Consider the following 23,019-nt stretch of genomic DNA (forward strand, 5'->3'; position numbering starts at 1 on the left):
TTTATAGGGAAAGAGGAGAGTAAAAATGAAACCAGCACTTAACATACGCGACGTACCAAAATGGAACCAATGGGTCATCTTCAGCTTACAGCATTTATTTGCCATGTTTGGTGCAACCATCCTTGTACCGGCGCTGACCGGACTTGATCCGGCGGTGGCACTGGTTTCAAGCGGCGTCGGTACACTCGCATTCATTTTGATCACAAGGGGGACGGTGCCAGCTTATTTAGGCTCGAGTTTTGCTTTCATTTACCCGATTACGCAGTCGATTGAAACCGCCGGTGTCGGTGGGGCCATGATCGGCAGCTTTCTGGCAGGTCTTGCATACGGAATCGTGGCAATCGCAATTCGATTGGGCGGAATGAAAGGAATCATGAAACTCCTCCCGCCGATTGTCGTCGGACCAGTCATCATCGTCATCGGTCTGGCCTTGGCACCGACTGCAGTGGACATGGCAATGAATGCTCCTGATACAGGAGAATACAGCACGAAATATTTCATCGTGGCACTCGTCACACTGGCAATCACAGTGGCAGCTTCCATTTTCCTGAAGGGCTTCCTCGGACTTATTCCGGTCCTGATCGGGATCATCGGGGGATATATCTACGCCCTCACGCAGGGAATCGTCGATACGAGCGGCGTACAGGATGCTTGGAACCAAATTGCAGCCGCTGATTCCATCGGCGCTTTCTTCAGCGGGATTTTCACGGTGCCGGATTTCACCATTCCGTTCGTCGATTATAATGTCGCAGATGTATTCAGCTGGCAGCTCTTCTTCACCATGGTGCCAATCGCTGTCGTGACGGTATCCGAGCACATCGGCCACCAGCTGGCTTTGTCCAAGATCGTCGATCGGAATATGCTCGTCAAGCCAGGACTGCACGCTTCACTTGCAGGTGATGGGGTGGCGACTATGATCGCTTCCTTGCTTGGCGGACCGCCGAACACAACTTACGGGGAAAACATCGGTGTCCTGGCAATAACGAGAGTATTCAGTGTCTTCGTCATCGGAGGTACGGCGATACTTGCCATCTTGTTTGGATTCACTGGTCTTATCACTGCGCTGATCAGTTCGGTACCATCTGCAGTCATGGGCGGTGTGAGCATCATGCTGTTCGGGATCATCGCTGCCAGCGGACTCCGGACGATGATCGACAGCCAGCTCGATTTAGGTGATAAACGTAATTTGATCATCAGTTCGATCATCTTGGTCATCGGAATCGGAGGAGCGTTCCTGCGTTTCCAAATCGCCGAGCTTGACCTCGAGATCAACAGCATGGCCCTGGCAGCGCTAGTCGGCGTCATTTTGAACCTTGTTTTGCCGGGCAAGGAATCCGGCCTGGGAAATGGCAGTCTGTTCACAGTCGAAGATCAGAAACAAGCATCCAACTAAGGAGGAGAAGGACATGAAGCATTTTGTATCGATGAAGCATCTTACCGCAGGGGAACTGCTGCAGCTCGTACAGCTCGCTACAGACATACAGGCACAGGGGGTATCTGGATACAGGGAGCAGCTGTTTGCAGCCAATCTTTTCTTCGAGCCGAGCACACGGACGAAGATGAGCTTTACCGTAGCAGAACGGAAACTCGGGCTTGAAGTGCTGGACTTCGCCGCAGAGGCATCCAGCATGACCAAAGGCGAGACCGTCTATGACACTGCGAAGACCCTTCAATCGATCGGCGCTTCGGTCCTTGTCATCCGTCATCCAGAAGAGCACACAGCCGCAATGCTTGCGGATAGGCTGGATATCCCGGTGATCAATGCCGGTGACGGAAAAGGGGAGCACCCGACACAATGCTTGCTCGATCTGATGACGATTTACCAGGAATATGGACGCTTTGAGGGATTGAAAGTCGTGATTGCCGGGGACATCCGTCACAGCCGTGTTGCCAGAAGCAATGCCATGGCCTTGCGCAAATTGGGGGCGCAAGTCTATGCGGCGGGCAAACCTGAATGGATGGACGATACCATCGGGATACCGGTCCTGGACATGGATGAAGCAGTGGAACAATGTGATGTCATGATGCTGCTCCGGATCCAGTTTGAACGTCATGAAACAAAGCGGAAAGAAACGGGGTATCTGGAGAAGTACGGATTGACTGTCGAAAGAGAAAAAAGGATGCAGCGTCATGCCATCATCATGCACCCTGCACCAGTCAACCGCGGCATCGAAATCGACGATGGCTTGGTTGAAGCACCACGCTCGAGGATTTTCCGTCAGATGGAAAATGGCGTAGCAGCCAGGATGGCAGTGATCTTAACATTATTGGAAGGATGGGGAATCAAGCATGGCTACAATCTTGACAAACGCGAAGCAGTTAACAGCTGATCGGAAACTGGAAGATGTAATGGTGAAAATCGAGGATGGCATCATCAAAGAAATCGCCAGTCAAATAGAGATAACAGAACAAGATCATGTGGAAGATTTGGAAGGTCAGCTTGTGACAGCAGGTTTTGTGGATGTGCACGTGCATTTGCGTGAACCAGGGGCAGAAAAGAAAGAAACGATTGCAACAGGCACAAAGGCGGCAGCCAGAGGCGGCTTCACGACTGTCGCTGCGATGCCTAATCTCCGACCTGCACCAGATTGTCCAGAGATGCTTGCCAGCATCATGGAAAGAAATGAAGAAAGCGGCGTGATCCGCGTGCTGCAGTATGCGGCAATCACGAAGCAGCAGCTGGGACGTGAAATCGTCGACATGGAAAACATGCGGGAAGCATTTGCTTTCACAGATGATGGTCTAGGTATCCAGTCAGCCGGGATGATGCTCGAAACGATGAAACGGGCAGCTGAATTGGGAATACCGGTCGTAGCCCATTGTGAAGACGACAGCCTGGTACCAGGCGGGGTCATGCATGAAGGTACAGCAAGCGCGCGACTTGGCCTGCCAGGTATCAACAGCGTGTCCGAGTCCGTACATATCGCCCGCGATGTCCTCCTGGCGGAAGCAGCTGGCTGTCACTATCATATCTGTCATGTGAGCACAAAGGAATCGGTCCGGGTGATCCGGGATGCTAAACGTGCCGGCATCCGCGTGACTGCCGAGGTGACGCCGCATCACTTGCTGCTGACTGATGAAGATATCAAAACGGATGATGGGAACTTCAAAATGAATCCGCCGCTCCGGTCGGAGGCTGATCGTCAGGCTTTGATCGAAGGACTGCTTGATGGAACGATCGATATGATTGCGACCGATCACGCCCCGCACACAGCAGAAGAGAAGAACGTTAGCATGCTGGACGCATCATTTGGCATTGTTGGATCGGAAACGGCTTTCAGCTTGCTCCATACACATTTTGTCGAGACTGGCATCTTTACGCTCCATCAGCTGATAGATTGGCTGACCATCAAGCCTTCCGAAGCATTCGGACTGCCATTCGGCCGTTTCCAAGAGGGAGCTTCGGCAGATTTGACAGTACTAGATCTAGAGGCTGAGGGAGAAGTGGATCCGGCTCAATTCCAATCCAAAGGAACGAATACACCATTCATCGGCTGGCGTTATAAAGGGGAGCCGGTGATGACCATTTACAACGGGGAAATCGTCTACAGAAAGGAAGCGGTAAAATGAAGAAACGACAATTAATCCTGGAGGACGGTACTGTATTTTCTGGAACGGCGTTCGGCAGCGATGTCGCAACGACTGGGGAAATCGTCTTCAACACAGGCATGACAGGCTATCAAGAGATTCTTTCCGATCCTTCCTACTGCGGTCAGATAGTGACGCTGACATATCCATTGATCGGTAACTATGGCATCAACAGCGATGATTTCGAAAGCATTCAGCCATCCATTCAAGCGCTAGTCGTAAAAGAAGCCAGTATCGCACCCTCCAATTTCCGTAAACAGCATACAATTGACGGTTTCCTGCAGTTCCATCAGATTCCTGGTATTGCAGGTATCGATACTCGTAAACTGACAAAAATCATCCGCAAGCAAGGTGCGATGAAAGCTAGATTGACAGAAGCAGTAGATTCACTAGAAAATCACGCTTCTTGGGAATCGATCACACTTCCAAACGATCAAGTACAACGTATGAGTACAGCTAAACCATATGTAGTGCCCGGCCGCGGCAAACGTATCGTGGTCATGGACTTTGGCATGAAGCATGGCATCCTTCGGGAACTGGCTGCCCGCGACTGCCATATCACTGTCGTACCTTGGCATTACACTGCCGAACAAATCCTTCATTTAAACCCTGATGGCATCATGCTGACGAATGGGCCTGGAGATCCGAAAGATGTGGAGCCGGCCATCCAGGCAATTCGTGAGCTGATCGGGCAAGTGCCCATTTTCGGTATCTGCCTTGGCCACCAGTTGATCGCATTGGCATCCGGTGCCAATACAGAAAAACTGAAATTCGGACATCGGGGCTCCAATCACCCTGTCAAAGACCTGGAAACAGGGAAAACCTACCTCACCTCACAAAATCACGGGTTTACAGTAACCAAGGAATCACTGGCTGCGACGGATCTCATCCTGACGCAAGAGGCCTTGAATGATGGCACTGTAGAAGGGCTGAAGCATCGGCTTCACCCGGTGATGTGTGTCCAATACCATCCGGAAGCTGCACCAGGTCCGGAGGATACCCGCCATCTATTCGATGATTTTCTGAAAATGACAGCACAAAGCAAGCAGACAGCCAAGGGGGAAGCCACTTATGCCTAAACGTACAGATATCCAAAAAATCCTCGTCATCGGTTCCGGTCCGATTGTAATCGGGCAGGCAGCAGAATTTGATTATTCCGGCACACAAGCATGCCAAGCATTGCGTGAAGAAGGCTATACGGTCATCCTGGCCAACTCCAATCCAGCCACGATCATGACCGACCATACTGTTGCGGATACGGTTTACATGGAGCCGCTCACGGTGGAATTCCTGAGCAAGATCATCCGTAAGGAACAGCCTGATGCCTTGCTGCCGACCCTTGGCGGTCAAACTGGATTGAACTTGGCAGTTGCACTGGATAACTCAGGCATCCTGAAGGAATATGGTGTCGAACTCCTGGGTACCTCCCTTGAGGCAATCCAGCAGGCGGAGGACCGGGAGCAATTCCGCGACTTGATGCATCAGCTCGGCGAACCAGTACCGGAAAGCCAAATCGTTACGACGGTGGAGGAAGCTGTTGCATTTTCCGAAGAAATCGGGTTTCCGCTCATTGTCCGCCCTGCCTATACACTAGGCGGCACAGGCGGCGGCATGTGCTATGACCTGGAAGAATTGAAACAAATCACGAAGAACGGGCTGGCGCTCTCACCAGTGACACAATGCCTGATCGAGCGTAATATTGCCGGCTTCAAGGAAATCGAATATGAAGTGATGCGTGATAAAAACGACCAGGCAATCGTCGTTTGCAATATGGAGAATATCGATCCTGTCGGTATCCATACCGGTGACAGCATCGTTGTCGCGCCTTCCCAGACACTGAGTGACCGGGAATACCAGCTGCTGCGCAATGCATCCATAAAAATCATCAAAGCGCTGCAAATCGAAGGAGGGTGTAATGTACAGCTTGCTTTGGATCCGCACAGCTTCAACTATTACATCATCGAGGTGAATCCTCGTGTCAGCCGTTCCAGTGCGCTTGCTTCCAAGGCGACAGGTTACCCGATTGCCAAGATGGCTGCCAAAATTGCTGTCGGATTGACGTTGGATGAAATCAAAAACCCGGTGACCGGTACGACGTATGCATACTTTGAACCGGCATTGGATTATGTGGTCGCAAAGCTGCCGCGCTTCCCATTCGATAAATTCGTCAGCGGCAACCGTAAATTAGGTACCCAGATGAAAGCAACCGGGGAAGTCATGGCGATCGGTCGGAATGTGGAAGAAGCTTTGCTGAAAGGAGTACGCTCCCTGGATAACAAAGCGAATGGTCTTGCGTCCATCAGCTTGGATGGCATGAGCGATGAAGAGATGGAGCACCGGCTTGTCAAAGCGGATGATGAGCGCTTGTTCGTTCTTGCAGAAGCCTTCCGCCGCGGGTATGCCGTGGAGCAGCTGCATGAACTGACGAGAATCGATCGGTTCTTCCTTTGGAAAATCGAAGCGCTGATCAGTCTGGAAACGGCCCTGGCGGAACGGCCATGGGAGATTGATTTATTGAAAGAAGCAAAGCAGAAAGGCTTCTCCGACCGGGAAATCGCGCATTGGTGGAATACGGCAGAGGACAAAGTATATGAATTCCGGATTGAAAATGGTCTTCAGCCTGTGTACAAGATGGTCGACACCTGCGCTGCCGAGTTCGAATCACAGACACCTTATTTCTACAGCACTTACGAGGAAGAAAATGAATCGGTCGCTTCTGATAAAGAGAAAGTCATCGTGCTGGGATCGGGCCCAATCCGTATCGGGCAAGGTATTGAATTCGACTATGCAACAGTCCACAGCGTCCTGGCCATCCGGGAAGCGGGATATGAAGCAATCATCATCAACAGCAACCCAGAAACGGTTTCAACGGATTTCAGCGTATCCGATAAGCTTTATTTCGAGCCGCTTACACTGGAGGATGTCATGCACGTCGTGAATCTGGAAAATCCGCTTGGTGTGATCGTGCAATTCGGCGGACAGACAGCAATCAATCTTGCCGAAGGATTGCAGCGCCGCGGGGTGAACATCCTCGGAACGTCATTAGAGGCAATCGATGCCGCAGAGGATCGGGATAAATTTGAAAAGCTGCTCGAGGAATTGAAGATTGCAAAACCAGAAGGAGCATCCATCACCAAATTGGAGGATGCCGCAGCTGCAGCGGAAAGAATCGGGTATCCAGTACTTGTCCGACCATCATATGTCATCGGCGGAAGCAATATGGAGATCGTCTATAATGCAGACGAATTGCAGCATTACATGGAAAAACGTGTGCATGTCCGGCATGACCATCCGGTGCTGATCGACCAATACTTGACTGGGATCGAAGTGGAGGTGGATGCCATCAGTGACGGAGAAACAACGATCATACCTGGCATCATGGAGCATATCGAACGTGCAGGCGTCCATTCTGGTGACTCGATCGCCGTCTATCCGACACAGACGATATCGGAAGAATGCCGCCAGCAATGCATCGATGCAACAATGCAAATCGCCAAGGCACTGAAAGTAAAAGGCTTGATCAATATCCAGTTCGTCATCCACCGAAACAAAGCCTATGTCCTGGAAGTGAATCCGCGCGCCAGCCGCACGATTCCTTTCCTATCGAAAATCACGCACGTAACGATGGCCAATATTGCAACACGAGCAATCCTGGGTCAAAAGCTAGCTGATATGGGATATGGTTCCGGACTCATGCCAGAACCAGAGGATGTGTATGTGAAAGTACCTGTATTCAGCTTCGAGAAGCTGCGCAGTGTCGATACCCTGCTCGGACCGGAAATGAAATCAACGGGTGAAGCCATCGGACATGACCGTACGCTGGAAAAAGCACTGTACAAAGGACTGCTTGCATCCGGACTGTCCGTACCGCAGGAAGGCGCCATCCTGCTTACGGTAGCGGATAAAGATAAGGAAGAAGCGATGGAAATCGCCAAACTGTTTTATGCGCTCGGATTCCAGCTGTACGCTACCGAAGGAACGAGCGCAGCAGTCGAAGAAGCAGGTCTTCCAGTCACGACAGTAGGTAAGGTAGGCGCTTCCGAGCAGAATGTCATCAGCATCATCGAACATGGCGAGGTGCAATTTGTCGTAAACACACTCACTTCAGGCAAACAGCCTAGATCAGATGGTTTCCTTATCCGCCGTGAAGCGGTCGAGCATGGCATTGCCTGCCTGACGAGCCTGGATACAGCCAAAGCGATTGCAACGATCATCGAATCGATGACATTCACTGCAAAACCTGTTGTTGCAGGAGGTATCCTCTCTTGATCAACGAACAGCTCCAGATTATCAGCAAAAAAACGATTGCGAAGGATACTGTGGAAATGACCTTCCATGGGAAGATGGCGCAGGAGGATATCCTGCCCGGTCAATTCCTTCATTTGCTTGTCGGAGATGGGAACAATCATATGCTTCGGCGTCCGATCAGTATTGCGGGTGTGAACAAGCAGGACTCCACGATCACGATCATTTTCAAGCTGCTCGGTACTGGAACCAATACACTTGCCAAAGCAGAGCCCGGCGAATATCTTGATGCGCTGGGTCCTTGCGGGCAAGGCTATCCGATCGATGGCCTGCAGCTGGAAAAGGCACTCTTGGTAGGAGGCGGTATCGGTGTCCCTCCGCTGTACTACCTGGCGCAATGCCTGAAGGAAAAAGGTGTGGAGGTCACGATGGTGGCAGGGTTCCAAAATAAAGAGCAAGTATTCTATGAAGAAGCTTTCCGGAATCTCGGAAGCTACCATCTGGCGACAGACGATGGCAGTGCGGGAGAGAAAGGCTTTGTCACGGATATCCTGGCAAGGGGGTCCATCGATTTCGATCAGTACTTTACCTGCGGCCCCACCGGCATGCTGAAAGCTGTTTCGATGCAACTTCAGGAACGGGAAGGATTCATTTCCATCGAACAGCGGATGGGCTGCGGCATCGGCGCCTGCTTTGCATGTGTCGTCCCGGCACCGGATAGTCCGAGCGGCTATAAAAAGATATGCAAAGACGGACCTGTCTTTCGGGCCAAGGAGGTTGTGCTCTCATGAATCTAGCTGTCGATCTTCCAGGTCTGGAAATGAAGAATCCCATCCTGCCAGCCTCAGGCTGTTTCGGCTTCGGCAAGGAATATGCCGAGCTGTATGATTTGAATCTACTGGGAGCAATCACTATCAAAGCGGCAACCGGTACGGCCCGGTACGGTAATCCGACGCCGCGTGTCGCCGAGACAAATGCCGGCATGCTGAATGCAATCGGTTTGCAGAATCCCGGAGTGGATCAGATCCTGGAAAAAGAGCTGCCGTTCTTATCCGGATATGACACGCCGATCATTGCCAATGTAGCCGGCAGCACCGTAGAAGAGTATGCAGAAGTGGCACAGAAAATCAGCAAGCATCCAGTGATCAAAGCGCTGGAGCTGAACATCTCCTGTCCGAATGTGAAAGAAGGAGGCGTCCAGTTCGGGACAGATCCCGAACTAGCCAAAACGGTCACGGCAGCGGTGAAGGAAGTGAGTGACGTACCACTTTACGTCAAACTTTCACCGAATGTCACCGACATAACAGTCATTGCACGTGCCGTCGAAGAAGGCGGAGCCGATGGCTTGTCACTGATCAATACATTGACAGGCATGCAAATCAACCTGGCTGGAAGGAAGCCGCTGCTTGCCAACAAAATCGGAGGCTTGTCCGGTCCGGCGGTAAAACCGGTTGCCATCCGTATGGTATACCAAATACGCCAGATGACCAATCTGCCGATCATCGGCATGGGCGGTGTCACGACGGCCGAGGATGTACTGGAATTCCTTCTCGCCGGAGCATCGGCAGTGGCAGTCGGTACAGCCAATTTCCAGCATCCATTCATCTGCCCTGAAATCATCCAGAACTTGCCGGATGTATTGCAAAAATATGGCTTTGCCAGTGTCGAAGACGCCATCGGAAAGGGGCATGAACATGCAGGCACCAATCTATCTCGCGCTTGATTTCCCGACCGGGGAAGAAGCGCTGCAATTCCTTGCCCGGCATGAGCTTGCCGGGGTACCGGTGAAAGTAGGCATGGAGCTTTTCTATCGAGAAGGGGTATCCATCATTCACCAGCTGAAAGAGAATGATCATCCGATTTTCCTTGATCTGAAGCTGCATGATATCCCGAATACAGTAAAAAGCGCCATGTGCAATCTAGCAGTACTGGGCGCGGATATCGTCAACGTCCATGCCTTGGGCGGACTTAAAATGATCGAAGCGGCAAAGGAAGGCCTGTCGCAAGGAGCCAGCAGCAAGATACCTAAATTAATAGCTGTCACGATGCTGACGTCCATGGATGAACATACGGTACAGAGCGATTTAAAGCAGCCGATGGAACTGGCTGCATATGCGCTCCATCTGGCAGAGCTATCCCAAAAAGCAGGTGCTGATGGCGTGGTTTGCTCCCCGCATGAGGCAGCCAGCATCAAAGCGGCTTGCGGAGCGGACTTTCTCACTGTCACACCAGGGATACGGCTTGCCGGCTCTGCCAAAAACGATCAGCATCGCATTGCAACACCTGCGGACGCCAGGAAAATGCAAGCGGACTATTTGGTGATCGGCAGAAGCGTAACGGCAGCTGCCGATCCGAAACAAGCATACGAACGAGTGATCGAGGAGTGGAAAAACTATGACAACTACAACTAATATTGCCGAAGCATTGCTGGCTATCGATGCGATCCAGATTGATCCCACTAAATCCTTTGTCTGGGCATCTGGCATCCACTCGCCGATTTACTGTGATAACCGGCTGACATTGGGGCATCCGGAAGTGCGCACAGCCATAGCAAAACAATTCCAGAAGAAGCTTGCCGAATTGCCGGAAACCGAAATGATCGCCGGATGTGCGACAGGCGGGATTCCGCATGCGGCATGGCTTGCCGATAAAGCAAATCTGCCGATGGTCTACGTTAGATCCAGCAAAAAAGGCCATGGAAAAGGCAATCAAATTGAAGGAGCTGACGTTGCAGGCAAACATGTCGTCGTCATCGAGGATTTGATTTCAACTGGTGGCTCAGTCATCAACACTGTCGATGCACTAAAGGAAGCCGGAGCTATTGTCACGAAGGTACTGGCAATCTTCAGTTATAATTTGAAGAAAGCGGATGATAATTTTTCAGCGGCTGGCGTGCCATTTGAGACGCTGACTGATTTTGATGCGCTTGCGGATATACTGGTCGAAAAAGGGACGATAACTTCTCGGGAGAAAGAGGAACTGCTGGACTGGCGTAATACATTATAAAGGGTGCAGATATGCATCCTTTTTTTATTGGTTATGGTAGTCTGGTAGAAAAGGATGTGAGCAAGATGACAGCATTTCAGAACTCATTAGAACAAAAACTGATTGAAGCAAGGCGTACGCTGCATCGATTTCCTGAGTTGTCACACGAGGAATACAAAACGACGGAGCGTATACGCAGATGGCTGGAGGAAGCAGGGATTGATATTCTCGATACTTCACTTGAAACAGGTGTGGTAGCACAGATTGCTGGTAAACCTGGTCCGGTGATCGCACTGCGAGCAGACATCGATGCATTGCCGATTCAGGAAGAAGCAGAGGAGACTTTTCGTTCGGTCCATCCAGGTGTCATGCATGCTTGCGGTCATGATTTTCATACAGCTGTCATGCAGGGAGCAGCTTTATTGCTGAAGGAACAGCAGGAGGAGCTGGAAGGTACGGTGAAAATTATTTTTCAGCCAGCCGAAGAAACCGCCACCGGTGCTCAAGCAGTTTTACAAACTGGTGTGCTGGATGATGTACAAGCTATATTCGGCTTACATAATGATCCTCACTTGGCATTGGGAGAGCTTGGCACAAAACCAGGTATTCTGTCAGCCGCTGTCGATCGGTTCCGAATCACCATCACTGGAAAAGGAGCCCATGCTGCCAGACCTCATCTTGGCACGGATCCGATTATTGTGGGGATGGATATCATCCATCGTCTCCAGACTCTGGTCAGCAGACAAATACCCGCTACCGAAAGCGGCGTGATAAGTGTAACGCAGTTCCATAGCGGCTCCACCTGGAATGTCATTCCGGAAACAGCCTTTCTTGAAGGAACAGTACGGACATTCAATAAAGATGTCCGCTCTGAGATTCGAAAGCAGATGGATCTGCTCGTCAGATATGAGGCGGCTTCTCATGGTGCTGAAGCAGAACTGGATTATCAAGCAGGCCCGCCATCGGTCGATAACGATCCGGCATGGACGGAATTCCTGATGGAGAAAGCAAAGTCAAATGGCTATAAAGTGACTGTGTTAGAGCCTTCTGCAGGAGGAGAAGACTTTTCTTTTTACCAGGAAAAAATCAAAGGAGCATTTGTGCGGATAGGCGTGGAACAGGAATATGGCCTCCATCATGCACGATATACATTACAAGAAGCTGCTTTGCTTCCGGCAGCTCGGTATTTCGCTGGAATTGCGCCAGAGGCATTGAAGCGAATTTTATCCGAATAGGAGGCAGGACTTATGGAATTCCAAGAAATCACACAGATCGAACCATGTAAAGAAGAACTGGCAAGTCTGTTCCAAACTGTTGTCGCTGACGGTGCATCGATGAATTACTTGCATCCGATGAGCAAAGAGACTGCTTTGAACTATTGGAAGTCAGTGCTATCGGAACATGTCCGTCTGTTCATCGCTTTGCTTGACGGCCGAATCGCCGGGACTGTCCAACTCCATTACAGCGATAAGGAAAACGGGCAGCATCGGGCGGAAATTGCCAAATTGATGACAAGTCCGAAAGCGAGAAGGAAAGGCGTTGCCAGGAATCTTTTGCAGCATGCGGAGCAAGTGGCGAAGCAAGATGGCAAGACCTTGCTCTTGCTTGATACGGAAAAAGAGGGACCTGCCAATAAGCTTTATAAGTCGGAGGGGTATGTATTGTTTGGGGAAGTGCCGGATTTTGCACAGGATGCATACGGTACATATCTGGCCGGCAACTTTTATTACAAGATAATAAAATAAGGAAGTGCGCTGTCAGAGCGCACTTCCTTATTTATTTGCCAATCGTTTTACGAGATTCTCCTCCGGCGTGACGTATAATGTCTTCTGCTGGTCATATGTCACGAAACCAGGCTTGGCGCCATTCGGTTTCTTCACATGCCGAATCTTTGTGTAGTCGACAGGCACAGAGGAGGAAAGTCTGGATTTACTGAACCACGCAGCCAGTTTAGCTGCTTCTTCCAACGTTTCCTCGGACGGTTCTGCAGAGCGGATCACCACATGGGAACCTGGGATATCCTTCGTATGAAGCCAAGTATCTTGCTTGTTTGCAAGCTTCATCGTCAAATATTCATTCTGCTTGTTATTGTGTCCCACAAGTATGGTCGTACCGTCGGTTGCAGTGTATGTTTCCGGTTCTGGAAGGTTTGATTTCTTGTTTTTCTTCTGCTGCGTTTTTGCTTTCAGATAACCTTGCTCCCGCAACTCCTCCCGGATCTCCTCGACATCCTGCTCCCGGGCGCCTTCGACCTGCTGGATCAGCTGATCCAGATAGTCGATTTCCGCATTCGTTTTTTCCAGCTCCAATTCGACCATCGTACGCGATTTCTTCAGCTTGTTATACTGTTTGAAATAGCTTTGGGCGTTTTCGCTCGGTGTTTTATGCGGGTTTAGTGCAATGGTGAGCTGCTTTTGTTCCGGATCATAATAATCCGTGACGACAGCTTCGGTATCACCTTGCTTGATTTGATGCATATGGGCTGTGAGCAATTCTCCCTTACGCTGATAGATGTCCGCTTCTTCGGCTTTTTTCAGCGTATTCTCGTGGATGCTGAGCTTGCGGATGTTCTTTTCCCGTTCATTTTTCAGGAAGCGGATCAAGTCGCCTGCCTGCTGTTTGACCCGGTCGCGTTCTGCTTTTCCGGAGTAGAAGCTGTCGATAAGCTCGCTCATCGAATCATAATGTTCCCGGCTGCCTTCGATGGAAGTGAGATCCATGACATAAAAGTCTTCTTTTTTGCCTTTGAAATAAGTAGGCTCATAATCATCCTGCTTAAGCTTTTCGAAGAATCCGGCGAAAACTTCCGCATATTTTTCTGTATCGCCCATATAGGCCCGTTCTGCGAGTTCATTGGCCAAAACAGGAGATACGCCTTGCAGCAGGTTCAAAATCTGTTTGTTCATTTTCCCTGCATTGAAGTCCAGCTTCCGAGCAAACTCGGCGGCTTCCAGCTTAAATGGATTCAGCTTTTCCTGACTCGGCGGCAGTTTGTATGTCTGCCCCGGCAGGATGGTGCGGTGCCGGTTCACACTGGAGGATATATGTTTGATGCTGTCGATGATCATGTCCGTTTCGTTATCGACCAGCATGATGTTGCTATGCTTTCCCATCACTTCCATGATGATCCGCTTGGATGTCGTGTCTCCAAGCTCGTCCTTGCTGACAAAGCTCAGCTGGAGGATCCGTTCGTTCTCATATTGCTCCACTTTTTCCAGGAATCCGCCTGCCAGATGCTTTCTTAGAAGCATGCAGAACATTGGCGGGTTCTGCGGATTTTGGTAAGTATCGTCCGTGATATGCACACGTGCATAGCTCGGATGCGCCGATAGGACCAGTGCGTGATTCTTCCCTTGACTGCGGAAGGTGAGCACGATTTCTGTATCGGTCGGCTGGTATATTTTTGATAAACGGCCAGTTGCCAATGTGTCGTGGAGCTCCTTGGCCATTGCCCTGGTTACGATTCCGTCAAATGCCATAATGTTTCACCTCATTCTCTGCTAGTATAGCATTTTATCGGACAAGCACGCATACATTTACTTTAGAAATAAGGGTGGAGGTATGCAATGTGCGATGGTATCAGATTTCAGCAGATGAAACAGCTGAACAAACAAATTCCGATCCTCACAAAGGACTTAGCACAAAAGAAGTACAGCAGCGGCTGAAGCGGGACGGAAGGAATGAATGGAAAGAAGAGAAAGGCATTTCGCAGCTTGCGCTGTTCTTTGGACAATTCAAGGACTTCATGGTTCTGGTGCTGCTTGTTGCGACAGTCATTTCAGGTATGCTGGGCGAGTATATCGATAGTATCGCCATCCTGCTGATCGTCGTGCTGAACGCGCTGATCGGTTTTTTCCAGGAAAGGAATGCCGAGAAGTCACTCAGCAAGCTGAAGGAATTGAATGCACCGATGGCCAGGGTGCTGCGTGATGGACAATGGGAAAAAATTTCGTCCGCTGAACTGGTGGTCGGTGATATTGTATCGCTGTCGGCGGGCGACCGTGTGCCTGCTGACCTGCGCTTGGTTTCCGTGACAAGCTTGGAAACGGAGGAATCAGCCCTTACCGGGGAATCGCTGCCGGTAGCCAAGGTGACGGAGAAACTCGACTCTGACCAGCTGGGGCCTCAGGATCAGCTGAATATCGCCTTCATGAGCACGCTTGTCACAAGGGGAAGCGGTACCGGCATTGTCATTGGGACAGGCTCCGATACGGCTGTCGGTCAAATAGCTGAAATGCTTGTAGACACGAAACGTAAGCAGACGCCGCTGGAAAGAAGGCTGGAAAAGCTGGGGAAGGTCTTGATCGTCATCGCCTTGCTCCTGACAGCTTTGACCGTCTTGGCAGGCGTCTACCGCGGCAATCCTGTATACGAGATGCTGCTTGCCGGCGTATCCCTTGCGGTTGCTGTCATTCCGGAAGGTCTTCCGGCAATCGTGACCGTCGCCCTCTCGCTCGGCGTACAGCGAATGATCAAGCAGAAGGCAATCGTCAGACGATTATCCGCAGTGGAAACCCTCGGCTCCGCTACGGTGATCTGTTCAGATAAAACCGGGACACTCACCGAAAACCAAATGACGGTCAAGGAGATTTACCTGGATGGAAATACGTACACGGTCACTGGGGATGGCTATGATCCATCTGGCGGTTTTTACCGGGATGGAAAAGATTCAAAGGAGGAAACTTTGTATCAATTCCTTCGATATGGCGTATTATCAAGCCATGCCAAGGTATTCCGGAAAAAGAAACGCTGGATGATCGATGGTGATCCGACTGAAGGTGCATTGGTTGTCGCTGGCAAGAAAGCAGGAATCGAGGAAGACAAGCTTTCCGGTTATAAAATCGTGCATGAAATACCTTTTGATTCCAAACGCAAACGGATGACCGTCTTGGTAAGGAATCCAGAAGGCAACCTGGTTGCAATCACCAAGGGAGCGCCGGATATTTTAATCGAAAAAGCCGCATATCACAGAACGGAGAAAAAGCTACTTGCCGACAAAGATAAGAAGGAATTATATCAAGCTGTCGATCAAATGGCAGCCAAAGCGCTTCGGACGATTGCTATCTGTGTCCGCCATTTCCCGGCAGGCTACGAACCGAAAGAAGAAGAGCTGGAAAAAGAAATGATCTTCATCGGGATGAACGGTTTGATCGATCCGCCGCGCAAGGAAGCAAGGGATGCCATCATCGATTGCCGCAAAGCCGGCATCAAAACGATCATGATCACAGGGGATCATGTCAAAACGGCAACGGCGATTGCCAATATGCTGCACATCCTGCCGCCTGGCGGAAAGGTGGTGGAGGGGAAGGACCTGGATCATATGTCAGACGAAGAGCTGCAGGCAGATGTGGATAAAATGTATGTGTTCGCCCGGGTTACGCCGGAGCATAAGCTAAGGATTGTCCAAGCTTTGCAAAAGGTGGGCCATATCGTTGCCATGACTGGGGACGGTGTCAATGATGCGCCGGCAATCAAAGCCAGTGATATCGGCATCAGCATGGGTGTGACGGGTACGGATGTATCCAAGGAGGCAAGCGCGCTGGTATTGATGGATGATAACTTTGCCACGATCAAAGCAGCTATCAAGGAAGGACGCACAATCTACTCCAATATAAGGAAGTTTGTACGTTACCTGCTGGCCTCCAATGTAGGTGAGATCCTGGTCATGCTGTTTGCCATGATTCTGGCATTGCCGATGCCGCTTGTCCCTATCCAGATCTTATGGGTGAACTTGGTGACGGATGGTCTGCCGGCTATTGCCCTTGGTATGGACAAAGCGGAGGATGAAGTGATGAAACAAAAGCCGCGCCATCCGAATGAAGGGGTGTTTGCCAGAGGGCTGGGGACGAAAATCGTCACTCGCGGTATTTTGATCGGATCGGTTACCATCATTGCTTTCATGCTGATGTATCAAGGAGATCCGGAAAGACTCATTTATGCACAGACAGCAGCGTTCGCTACATTGGTAATGGCACAGCTGATCCATGTTTTTGACTGCCGGAGTGAAAAATCGGTATTCGCTCGTAATCCTTTGGGGAATGTCTGGCTTATCGGAGCCGTTCTTTCCTCCATCATTCTCTTGCTCGCCGTCATCTACGTCAGTCCGCTGCAGCCGATTTTCCATACGACAGATCTGCTCATGCGTGACTGGATGCTGATTTTGTCCCTTAGTGCAGTGCCGACTGTTTTATTTGGTTTTATTAAAAGATAAGTCCATCGGGCATGCTGTTGATCCGGACAGCATGCTTTTTTGTTTGGTTCGTTGCTGAAGCAGGACAAACAGGCTGGATTTTGATACACTGTGACTACCAAAAAGCCGGAGGGATCAGCTTGACTAAAAGTATGACAGGATATGGAAGAGGTACAGCGTCCGGAAGCAGCCTGACGGTTACAGCCGAGTTGAAGAGTGTCAACTCCAGATATCTGGATATCAAATGCAAGCTGCCGAAAGCGGCTGCTTTTTTAGAGACAGCTGTGAAGGAGCGGCTGCAGGAAAACGTCAGCAGGGGGAAGCTGGAGCTGTCAGTGGATGTGGAAGGCGGGGCATTGAAAAAACGTGAAATATCCATTGACTGGGAATTGGCGGAGGCTTATATGGTTAAGCTGAAGGCTATAAGATCCGCTTTTGATTTGCGTGGCGAAATCAGCCTCGACACACTGCTTTTGCAATCGGAGGATATCCTTGTGGAAGAAGCGCAGCCCGAACTGACAGAACTGCCTGATTTGGTCGGCCAGGCGCTGGATGAAGCACTGGAAGCTTTCCTATCGATGCGTACGACAGAGGGAACTGCTTTGGCAAGTGATATCCGAAACAGGATGTCTGCCATTCAAGCGATGCTGAAACAGCTGACAGAGCTGCGTCCCCAAGTGATGGATGCATATAGGCAGCGCATCCAGGACCGGATTGCAAGCTATGTTGACGGCGCACTACCGGAAACAAGCCGCCTGCATCAGGAGATCGCACTGCTTGCTGAAAAAGGCGATATAACAGAGGAGCTCATTCGCCTGGAGAGTCACCTGGATCAGCTTGCTGCAAACCTGGAGAAGGAGGGGGCGGTCGGCAGGACATGTGATTTCATCCTGCAGGAAATGCAGCGGGAAGTGAATACGATCGGTTCCAAGTCGACTGCCTCTTCCATCAGTATAATCGTTGTCAGCCTGAAATCGGAGCTGGAGAAAATAAAAGAGCAAGTGCAAAATATAGAATAGTATTGAGTTTATGCATGAGTATACTTATAATATATAGGATAGTCTCATTAAGTAGAATGAGTATGTTTTATTTAATGATAAAGGTAAAATAATTATAATCATCCCTCTGTTTGATGGAGAGATCATTATAATTATTTTGCAGCGCCAGTCAAAAGAGCAGTACAGCAGGAAGGGAGAAGCATGATGAGTCTGAAATTGATCAATATCGGGTTCGGAAATGTCGTTTCTGCAACCAGGATTATCTCGATAGTTTCTCCTGAATCGGCTCCCATCAAGCGCATCATCACGGTCGCCCGTGATGCGAATAAGCTGGTGGATGCTACATATGGTCGGCGAACAAGAGCTGTCATCATCACTGATAGTGATCACGTCATCCTTTCGGCAGTACAGCCTGAAACGGTCGGACAGCGTGTCCTGCGTGACGATGAACTATCTGAGGAATAGCTAGGAGGAAGCACATGATTGAACAGAAAGGAATCCTTTTCATCCTGTCCGGACCTTCCGGTGTCGGAAAAGGGACAGTAAGGAAGGCTTTATTCGAACAGGACACACATCTTCGCTACTCAATCAGCATGACAACCAGGAACATGCGGCCGGGCGAACAAGATGGGGTGGACTATTTCTATAAATCGAAGGAAGAATTCGAGGGGCTGATCGAACAGAATAAGCTCCTGGAATACGCGAAGTATGTGGATAACTATTATGGCACTCCGCGTGATTATGTAGAAGAGACATTGGAGGCAGGCCATGATGTCTTCCTTGAAATCGAGGTCCAGGGTGCGCTTCAGGTGAAAGAGAACTTCCCTCAGGGCGTTTTCATTTTCCTCATTCCGCCGAGTCTCGAGGAATTGAAAAACCGCATCGTCGGCCGAGGTACGGAAACACCGGATCTTGTGAAGAATCGTTTGAATGCAGCCCGGGATGAAATCGAGATGATGGATGCATATGATTATGTCGTCGTCAATGATCAGCTGGACAATGCCGTGTCGAAAATCCAGTCCATCGTCCAGAGCGAACATTGCAAACGCGAGCGTGTCGCAAAAGAATACAAGAAAGCATTGGAGGTAAATTGATATGATGCTAGAACCGTCTATCGATAAACTACAGGAAAAAATCAATTCTAAATACACTTTGGTTACTTTGTCATCGCAGCGTGCACGTCAGCTGCAGGAGACGAAAACAACGAAGATTGCAAACCCGAAATCGCATAAATATGTTGGTATTGCCCTGGAAGAAATTCAAGCTGACCAATTGGAATATACAGAAGAATAAACGGTGAGGATGCCAGGTGCATCCGATTGAGATGCCCTCGCGATGGTGAACACCAAGCGGGGGTTTCTTTCTTATTGTCCATCAGAAGGGGGAAGCGAAATGAATTTAGCAGGAAAAACGATTTGTCTGGGTGTGTCCGGAGGGATCGCTGCATATAAGGCCTGTGCACTGACTAGCAAACTGACGCAAAAGGGAGCGGATGTGCATGTCATCATGACAAAGCATGCCGCCGAATTCGTAACGCCGCTTACGTTCCAAGCCTTATCCCGTAACCCGGTATATATGGATACTTTTGATGAAAAGCATCCGGAAAAAATCGCCCATATCGATTTGGCTGATAAGGCAGATATATTCCTATTGGCTCCGGCAACAGCCAACCTGATCGGGAAGCTTGCCAATGGTATCGCGGATGATATGCTGACGACGACATTGCTTGCGACCGAGGCCCCTGTCTATATAGCGCCTGCCATGAATGTCCATATGTACGCGCATCCTGCCGTAATCCGTAATGTGCAGCAGCTGGATGATTGGGGCTATCGCTTCATCGAACCGGAAGCAGGTTATCTGGCATGCGGCTATGTCGGCAAAGGCAGATTGGAGGAGCCGGAGTCCATTATCCGGATCCTTGAAGAACAAACGGAGTCCAAACGTGATTTGGAAGGTAAACGCGTGTTGATCACTGCCGGGCCGACGCAGGAATCGGTCGATCCGGTTCGTTTCTTTACGAATCATTCCTCGGGCAAAATGGGCTATGCCCTTGCCGAAGCTTGCGCAAAGCGCGGGGCAGACGTCACCCTTGTGAGCGGACCGACCCAGCTGGCTGCACCGCAGGGAGTCAAGCGGCTGGATATCACGAGCGCCCAGGAGATGCTCGAGCAAGTGCTGGCAGTTTATGAAGAGCAGGACATTGTCATTAAAGCTGCCGCAGTCGCCGATTACCGGCCGGCGCGGACATTTGATTCCAAAATGAAGAAAAAGGATGGCAATTTGTCCATTGAAATGGAACGAACGACCGATATCCTTCAAACGCTTGGACAGCGGAAGCAGCATCAATTCCTTGTCGGCTTTGCGGCAGAGACAGATAACGCCGTGGCATACGGCAAAGGCAAGCTAGAGCGCAAGCGGCTGGATGCCATTTGCGTTAATACAGTCGGGAAAGCGGACAGCGGTTTCCAGTCCGACACCAATGAAGTGATTTACTTGAATAAAGTAGGCAAGGAAAAGCATCTCCCTTCTGAAACGAAGAAACAGATCGCTCACCGGATTTTGGATGAAATCCTGGAAGATATGGAGGCTGACAGAAAATGAACATCGCGAAGGTTGTTGTCGACGTCCCGGCCAGTCAGACCGACCGCGTGTATGATTATCTGATTCCCGAGAATATGATCGGCGTCCTGCAGCCGGGCATGCGTGTCGTCGTACCTTTCGGAAATCGCCGCATCATGGGTTTTGTCCTGGAGATCGGCAGTTCTGCCGAAGTGGACAGGCTCAAGGAAATACAGGAAATGATGGATTTGCTTCCGGCACTGACACCTGAATTGCTCGATTTGGGAGTATGGATGGGAGAGCAGACTTTGAGCTTCCACATCACTGCCCTCCAGGCGATGCTGCCCCAAGCAATGAAGGCGAAATATCGGAAACTGCTCATTCGGACAGGGGAGGTGCCAGAACCACTGCAGCCGCTGTTCCTGGAGGGAGACACTGCTGATTTCGAACAGTTCGAGCATAGCGGCGTATCCTTGGCCACGCTCCAGCAAGCAATCAAGGCCGGGCAGATCGAGCTGCACTATCAAGTCAACTCCAAGGAAACGAAGAAAACAATCCGGATGGTGGATGCCAAGAAGAGTGCAGAAGAACTTCAGGAGGCATTGGAGTCCGTGAATGCCCGTGCCATGAAACAAAGAGCGCTGCTTGAGCATTTCATCGAAGAGCCAGCACCGATCGCGCAGAAGCAATTGCTCGACATGTATGAGACGACAGCTTCTACCCTCAAGCCATTGCTGGAAGCGGGCTTGCTCCGGACATATGACAAGGAAGTGCTCCGCGATCCATACGAGGATAGGCAGATTGAACGCACAAAGCCGCTGCAGCTTTCCGATTCACAGGCAAAAGCACTCGAACCGATCCTGGAAAGCATCCAGACAGAATCACATGAGGTATTCCTGCTGCATGGCGTGACGGGGAGCGGGAAAACGGAAGTATATTTGCAGGCCATACAGCAGGTACTGGAAAAAGGTCAGGAAGCCATTGTGCTCGTTCCCGAAATTGCACTTACCCCCCAGACAGTGAATCGATTCAAAGGAAGATTCGGTTCTGATGTTGCCGTTCTCCATAGTGCATTATCCGCTGGTGAGAAATATGATGAGTGGCGGAAAATTCAGCGCAAGCAGGTGAAAGTGGCTGTAGGCGCAAGATCTGCCATCTTCGCTCCCTTCGAGAATGTAGGTATCATCATCATTGATGAAGAGCATGAAACAAGCTACAAGCAGGAAGATCATCCGAAATACCACGCCAGGGACATTGCTGTTTTTCGCGGGAAATATCATCATGCTCCCATTGTTCTTGGCAGTGCGACTCCGTCCCTGGAATCGTTTGCCCGAGCTGAAAAAGGAGTCTACCATATGCTGGAGCTGCCGGAACGTGTGAACCAGGCGGCGATGCCGGATTATCAGATCATCGATATGCGTGATGAACTGCATGCAGGCAACCGATCGATCTTTTCCCGGGATTTGCTGGAACAGATGAAGGAGCGGCTCGTCAGGAAGGAACAAACCGTACTGTTCCTGAATCGCCGCGGCTACAGCACATTTGTCATGTGCCGCGACTGCGGACATACGGTGGAGTGCCCGCACTGTGATATCACATTGACTTACCATCGGAGCAGTGAACAGCTAAAATGTCATTATTGCGGCTATGAAGAGCCGATTCCTTCGATTTGTCCGGCTTGCGAGAGTGATACGATCCGCTACTTCGGAACGGGTACCCAAAAGGTGGAAGAAGCGCTGACGCAGCTGCTCCCGGAAGCACGTGTCATTCGGATGGATGTCGATACGACAAGAAGAAAAGGTGCACATGAAAAACTGCTTGGGGCCTTTGGCAGAGGCGAGGCTGATATTCTGCTCGGCACCCAGATGATCGCTAAGGGGCTGGATTTCGAAAAAGTGACCCTTGTAGGTGTCCTGGCAGCGGACTCGATGCTGCATCTGCCTGACTTCCGGGCGGCGGAGAAGACATTCCAGCTGCTGACACAGGTGAGCGGGAGGGCAGGACGGCATAGTTTGCCCGGTGAAGTCATCATCCAGACTTATTCTCCGGAACATTATAGTGTCGAATTAGCTGCAGCAGGCGATTACCGCCCGTTTTTCCAAACGGAAATGCAAACACGGCGGACCTTCCAATATCCCCCTTACTATTATCTGGCCCTGATGACCATCAGCCACCAGAACCAAGTGAAGGCGATGCAGACGACACAGACGATCGTCCAGCTGCTGCGGAAGCATCTGTCCGACCAAGTCCGGATACTCGGGCCGACTCCATCGCCGCTGGCGCGGATCAAGGATAGATATCGCTTCCAGTGCATGGTAAAATACAAAAACGAACCGAACCTTCGGGATGTGATCAGGAGGATCCTCCATCACTACGAAGACGCACGGAAAAAAGAAGATTTGCAAATACATGTTGATTTACAGCCGTATTCGCTCATGTAGGAAAGGAGCTTAT

19 protein-coding genes are annotated in these 23,019 nt (G+C 50.4%); 18 read left to right on the forward strand and 1 reads right to left on the reverse strand.

Annotated elements, in window-relative coordinates; translation table 11 throughout:
* Positions 1–25: 25 nt before the first annotated feature.
* From CHH53_RS03005 to CHH53_RS03055, 11 genes are all read left to right on the forward strand, one after another.
* On the forward strand, positions 26–1,393 hold the full coding sequence (locus CHH53_RS03005; protein WP_095214638.1) for a solute carrier family 23 protein: 1,368 nt from the start codon (positions 26–28) through the stop codon (positions 1,391–1,393).
* Positions 1,394–1,406: 13 nt separating this feature from the next.
* Positions 1,407–2,330: an aspartate carbamoyltransferase catalytic subunit gene (locus tag CHH53_RS03010; RefSeq protein ID WP_095214639.1), complete on the forward strand. Its 924-nt coding sequence runs from the start codon at positions 1,407–1,409 to the stop codon at positions 2,328–2,330.
* The gene (locus tag CHH53_RS03015; protein ID WP_095214640.1) at positions 2,290–3,570 is read left to right on the forward strand and encodes a dihydroorotase; all 1,281 of its coding nucleotides are present in this window, start codon (positions 2,290–2,292) and stop codon (positions 3,568–3,570) included. The genes CHH53_RS03010 and CHH53_RS03015 overlap by 41 nt, the downstream gene beginning before the upstream one ends.
* Positions 3,567–4,667 carry a carbamoyl phosphate synthase small subunit gene (locus tag CHH53_RS03020; protein ID WP_095214641.1) on the forward strand — a complete coding sequence of 367 codons (1,101 nt, stop codon included), beginning with the start codon at positions 3,567–3,569 and terminating at the stop codon, positions 4,665–4,667. The genes CHH53_RS03015 and CHH53_RS03020 overlap by 4 nt, the downstream gene beginning before the upstream one ends.
* On the forward strand, positions 4,660–7,857 hold the full coding sequence (carB, locus tag CHH53_RS03025) for a carbamoyl-phosphate synthase large subunit (protein ID WP_095214642.1): 3,198 nt from the start codon (positions 4,660–4,662) through the stop codon (positions 7,855–7,857). The genes CHH53_RS03020 and carB overlap by 8 nt, the downstream gene beginning before the upstream one ends.
* Positions 7,854–8,624, forward strand: a complete 771-nt coding sequence (locus CHH53_RS03030; protein ID WP_095214643.1) for a dihydroorotate dehydrogenase electron transfer subunit — start codon at positions 7,854–7,856, stop codon at positions 8,622–8,624. Before carB ends, CHH53_RS03030 begins: the two co-directional genes overlap by 4 nt.
* On the forward strand, positions 8,621–9,556 hold the full coding sequence (locus tag CHH53_RS03035; protein ID WP_095214644.1) for a dihydroorotate dehydrogenase: 936 nt from the start codon (positions 8,621–8,623) through the stop codon (positions 9,554–9,556). The genes CHH53_RS03030 and CHH53_RS03035 overlap by 4 nt, the downstream gene beginning before the upstream one ends.
* Positions 9,528–10,244 carry an orotidine-5'-phosphate decarboxylase gene (gene pyrF / locus CHH53_RS03040; RefSeq protein WP_095214645.1) on the forward strand — a complete coding sequence of 239 codons (717 nt, stop codon included), beginning with the start codon at positions 9,528–9,530 and terminating at the stop codon, positions 10,242–10,244. The genes CHH53_RS03035 and pyrF overlap by 29 nt, the downstream gene beginning before the upstream one ends.
* A complete protein-coding gene (gene pyrE, locus CHH53_RS03045; protein WP_095214646.1) occupies positions 10,228–10,839 on the forward strand; it encodes an orotate phosphoribosyltransferase in 612 nt (203 codons plus the stop codon). The genes pyrF and pyrE overlap by 17 nt, the downstream gene beginning before the upstream one ends.
* 65 nt (positions 10,840–10,904) lie before the next feature.
* Positions 10,905–12,053 (forward strand): amidohydrolase, encoded by a 1,149-nt coding sequence (locus CHH53_RS03050; RefSeq protein WP_095214814.1) that lies wholly within the window; start codon positions 10,905–10,907, stop codon positions 12,051–12,053.
* Between the two features lie 12 nt (positions 12,054–12,065).
* Complete coding sequence (locus CHH53_RS03055) at positions 12,066–12,563, forward strand: GNAT family N-acetyltransferase (RefSeq protein ID WP_095214647.1); 498 nt, start codon at positions 12,066–12,068, stop codon at positions 12,561–12,563.
* 27 nt (positions 12,564–12,590) lie between these two features.
* On the opposite strand, the gene CHH53_RS03060 is transcribed toward CHH53_RS03055, so the two are convergent.
* Complete coding sequence (locus tag CHH53_RS03060; RefSeq protein WP_095214648.1) at positions 12,591–14,297, reverse strand: Rqc2 family fibronectin-binding protein; 1,707 nt, start codon at positions 14,295–14,297, stop codon at positions 12,591–12,593.
* Positions 14,298–14,386: 89 nt separating this feature from the next.
* Here CHH53_RS03060 and CHH53_RS03065 point away from each other — a divergent pair, with 89 nt between their 5' ends.
* The 7 genes from CHH53_RS03065 (at position 14,387) to priA (ending at position 23,006) form a co-directional block, all read left to right on the forward strand.
* Complete coding sequence (locus tag CHH53_RS03065; protein ID WP_095214649.1) at positions 14,387–17,029, forward strand: cation-translocating P-type ATPase; 2,643 nt, start codon at positions 14,387–14,389, stop codon at positions 17,027–17,029.
* 119 nt (positions 17,030–17,148) lie between these two features.
* Complete coding sequence (locus CHH53_RS03070; RefSeq protein ID WP_158221467.1) at positions 17,149–18,027, forward strand: YicC/YloC family endoribonuclease; 879 nt, start codon at positions 17,149–17,151, stop codon at positions 18,025–18,027.
* A gap of 183 nt (positions 18,028–18,210) precedes the next feature.
* Positions 18,211–18,471 carry an extracellular matrix/biofilm regulator RemA gene (remA, locus tag CHH53_RS03075; RefSeq protein WP_093726648.1) on the forward strand — a complete coding sequence of 87 codons (261 nt, stop codon included), beginning with the start codon at positions 18,211–18,213 and terminating at the stop codon, positions 18,469–18,471.
* 14 nt (positions 18,472–18,485) lie between these two features.
* On the forward strand, positions 18,486–19,100 hold the full coding sequence (gene gmk / locus CHH53_RS03080) for a guanylate kinase (protein WP_095214651.1): 615 nt from the start codon (positions 18,486–18,488) through the stop codon (positions 19,098–19,100).
* Between the two features lies 1 nt (position 19,101).
* Positions 19,102–19,299 carry a DNA-directed RNA polymerase subunit omega gene (gene rpoZ / locus CHH53_RS03085; protein WP_095214652.1) on the forward strand — a complete coding sequence of 66 codons (198 nt, stop codon included), beginning with the start codon at positions 19,102–19,104 and terminating at the stop codon, positions 19,297–19,299.
* Positions 19,300–19,398: 99 nt separating this feature from the next.
* A complete protein-coding gene (coaBC, locus tag CHH53_RS03090) occupies positions 19,399–20,607 on the forward strand; it encodes a bifunctional phosphopantothenoylcysteine decarboxylase/phosphopantothenate--cysteine ligase CoaBC (RefSeq protein ID WP_095214653.1) in 1,209 nt (402 codons plus the stop codon).
* Positions 20,604–23,006: a primosomal protein N' gene (priA, locus tag CHH53_RS03095; protein ID WP_095214654.1), complete on the forward strand. Its 2,403-nt coding sequence runs from the start codon at positions 20,604–20,606 to the stop codon at positions 23,004–23,006. The genes coaBC and priA overlap by 4 nt, the downstream gene beginning before the upstream one ends.
* The last annotated feature ends 13 nt before the right edge of the window (positions 23,007–23,019 follow it).

Origin of the sequence: Terribacillus sp. 7520-G, from assembly GCF_002271665.1 — a bacterium.
Taxonomy (GTDB): domain Bacteria; phylum Bacillota; class Bacilli; order Bacillales; family Amphibacillaceae; genus Terribacillus.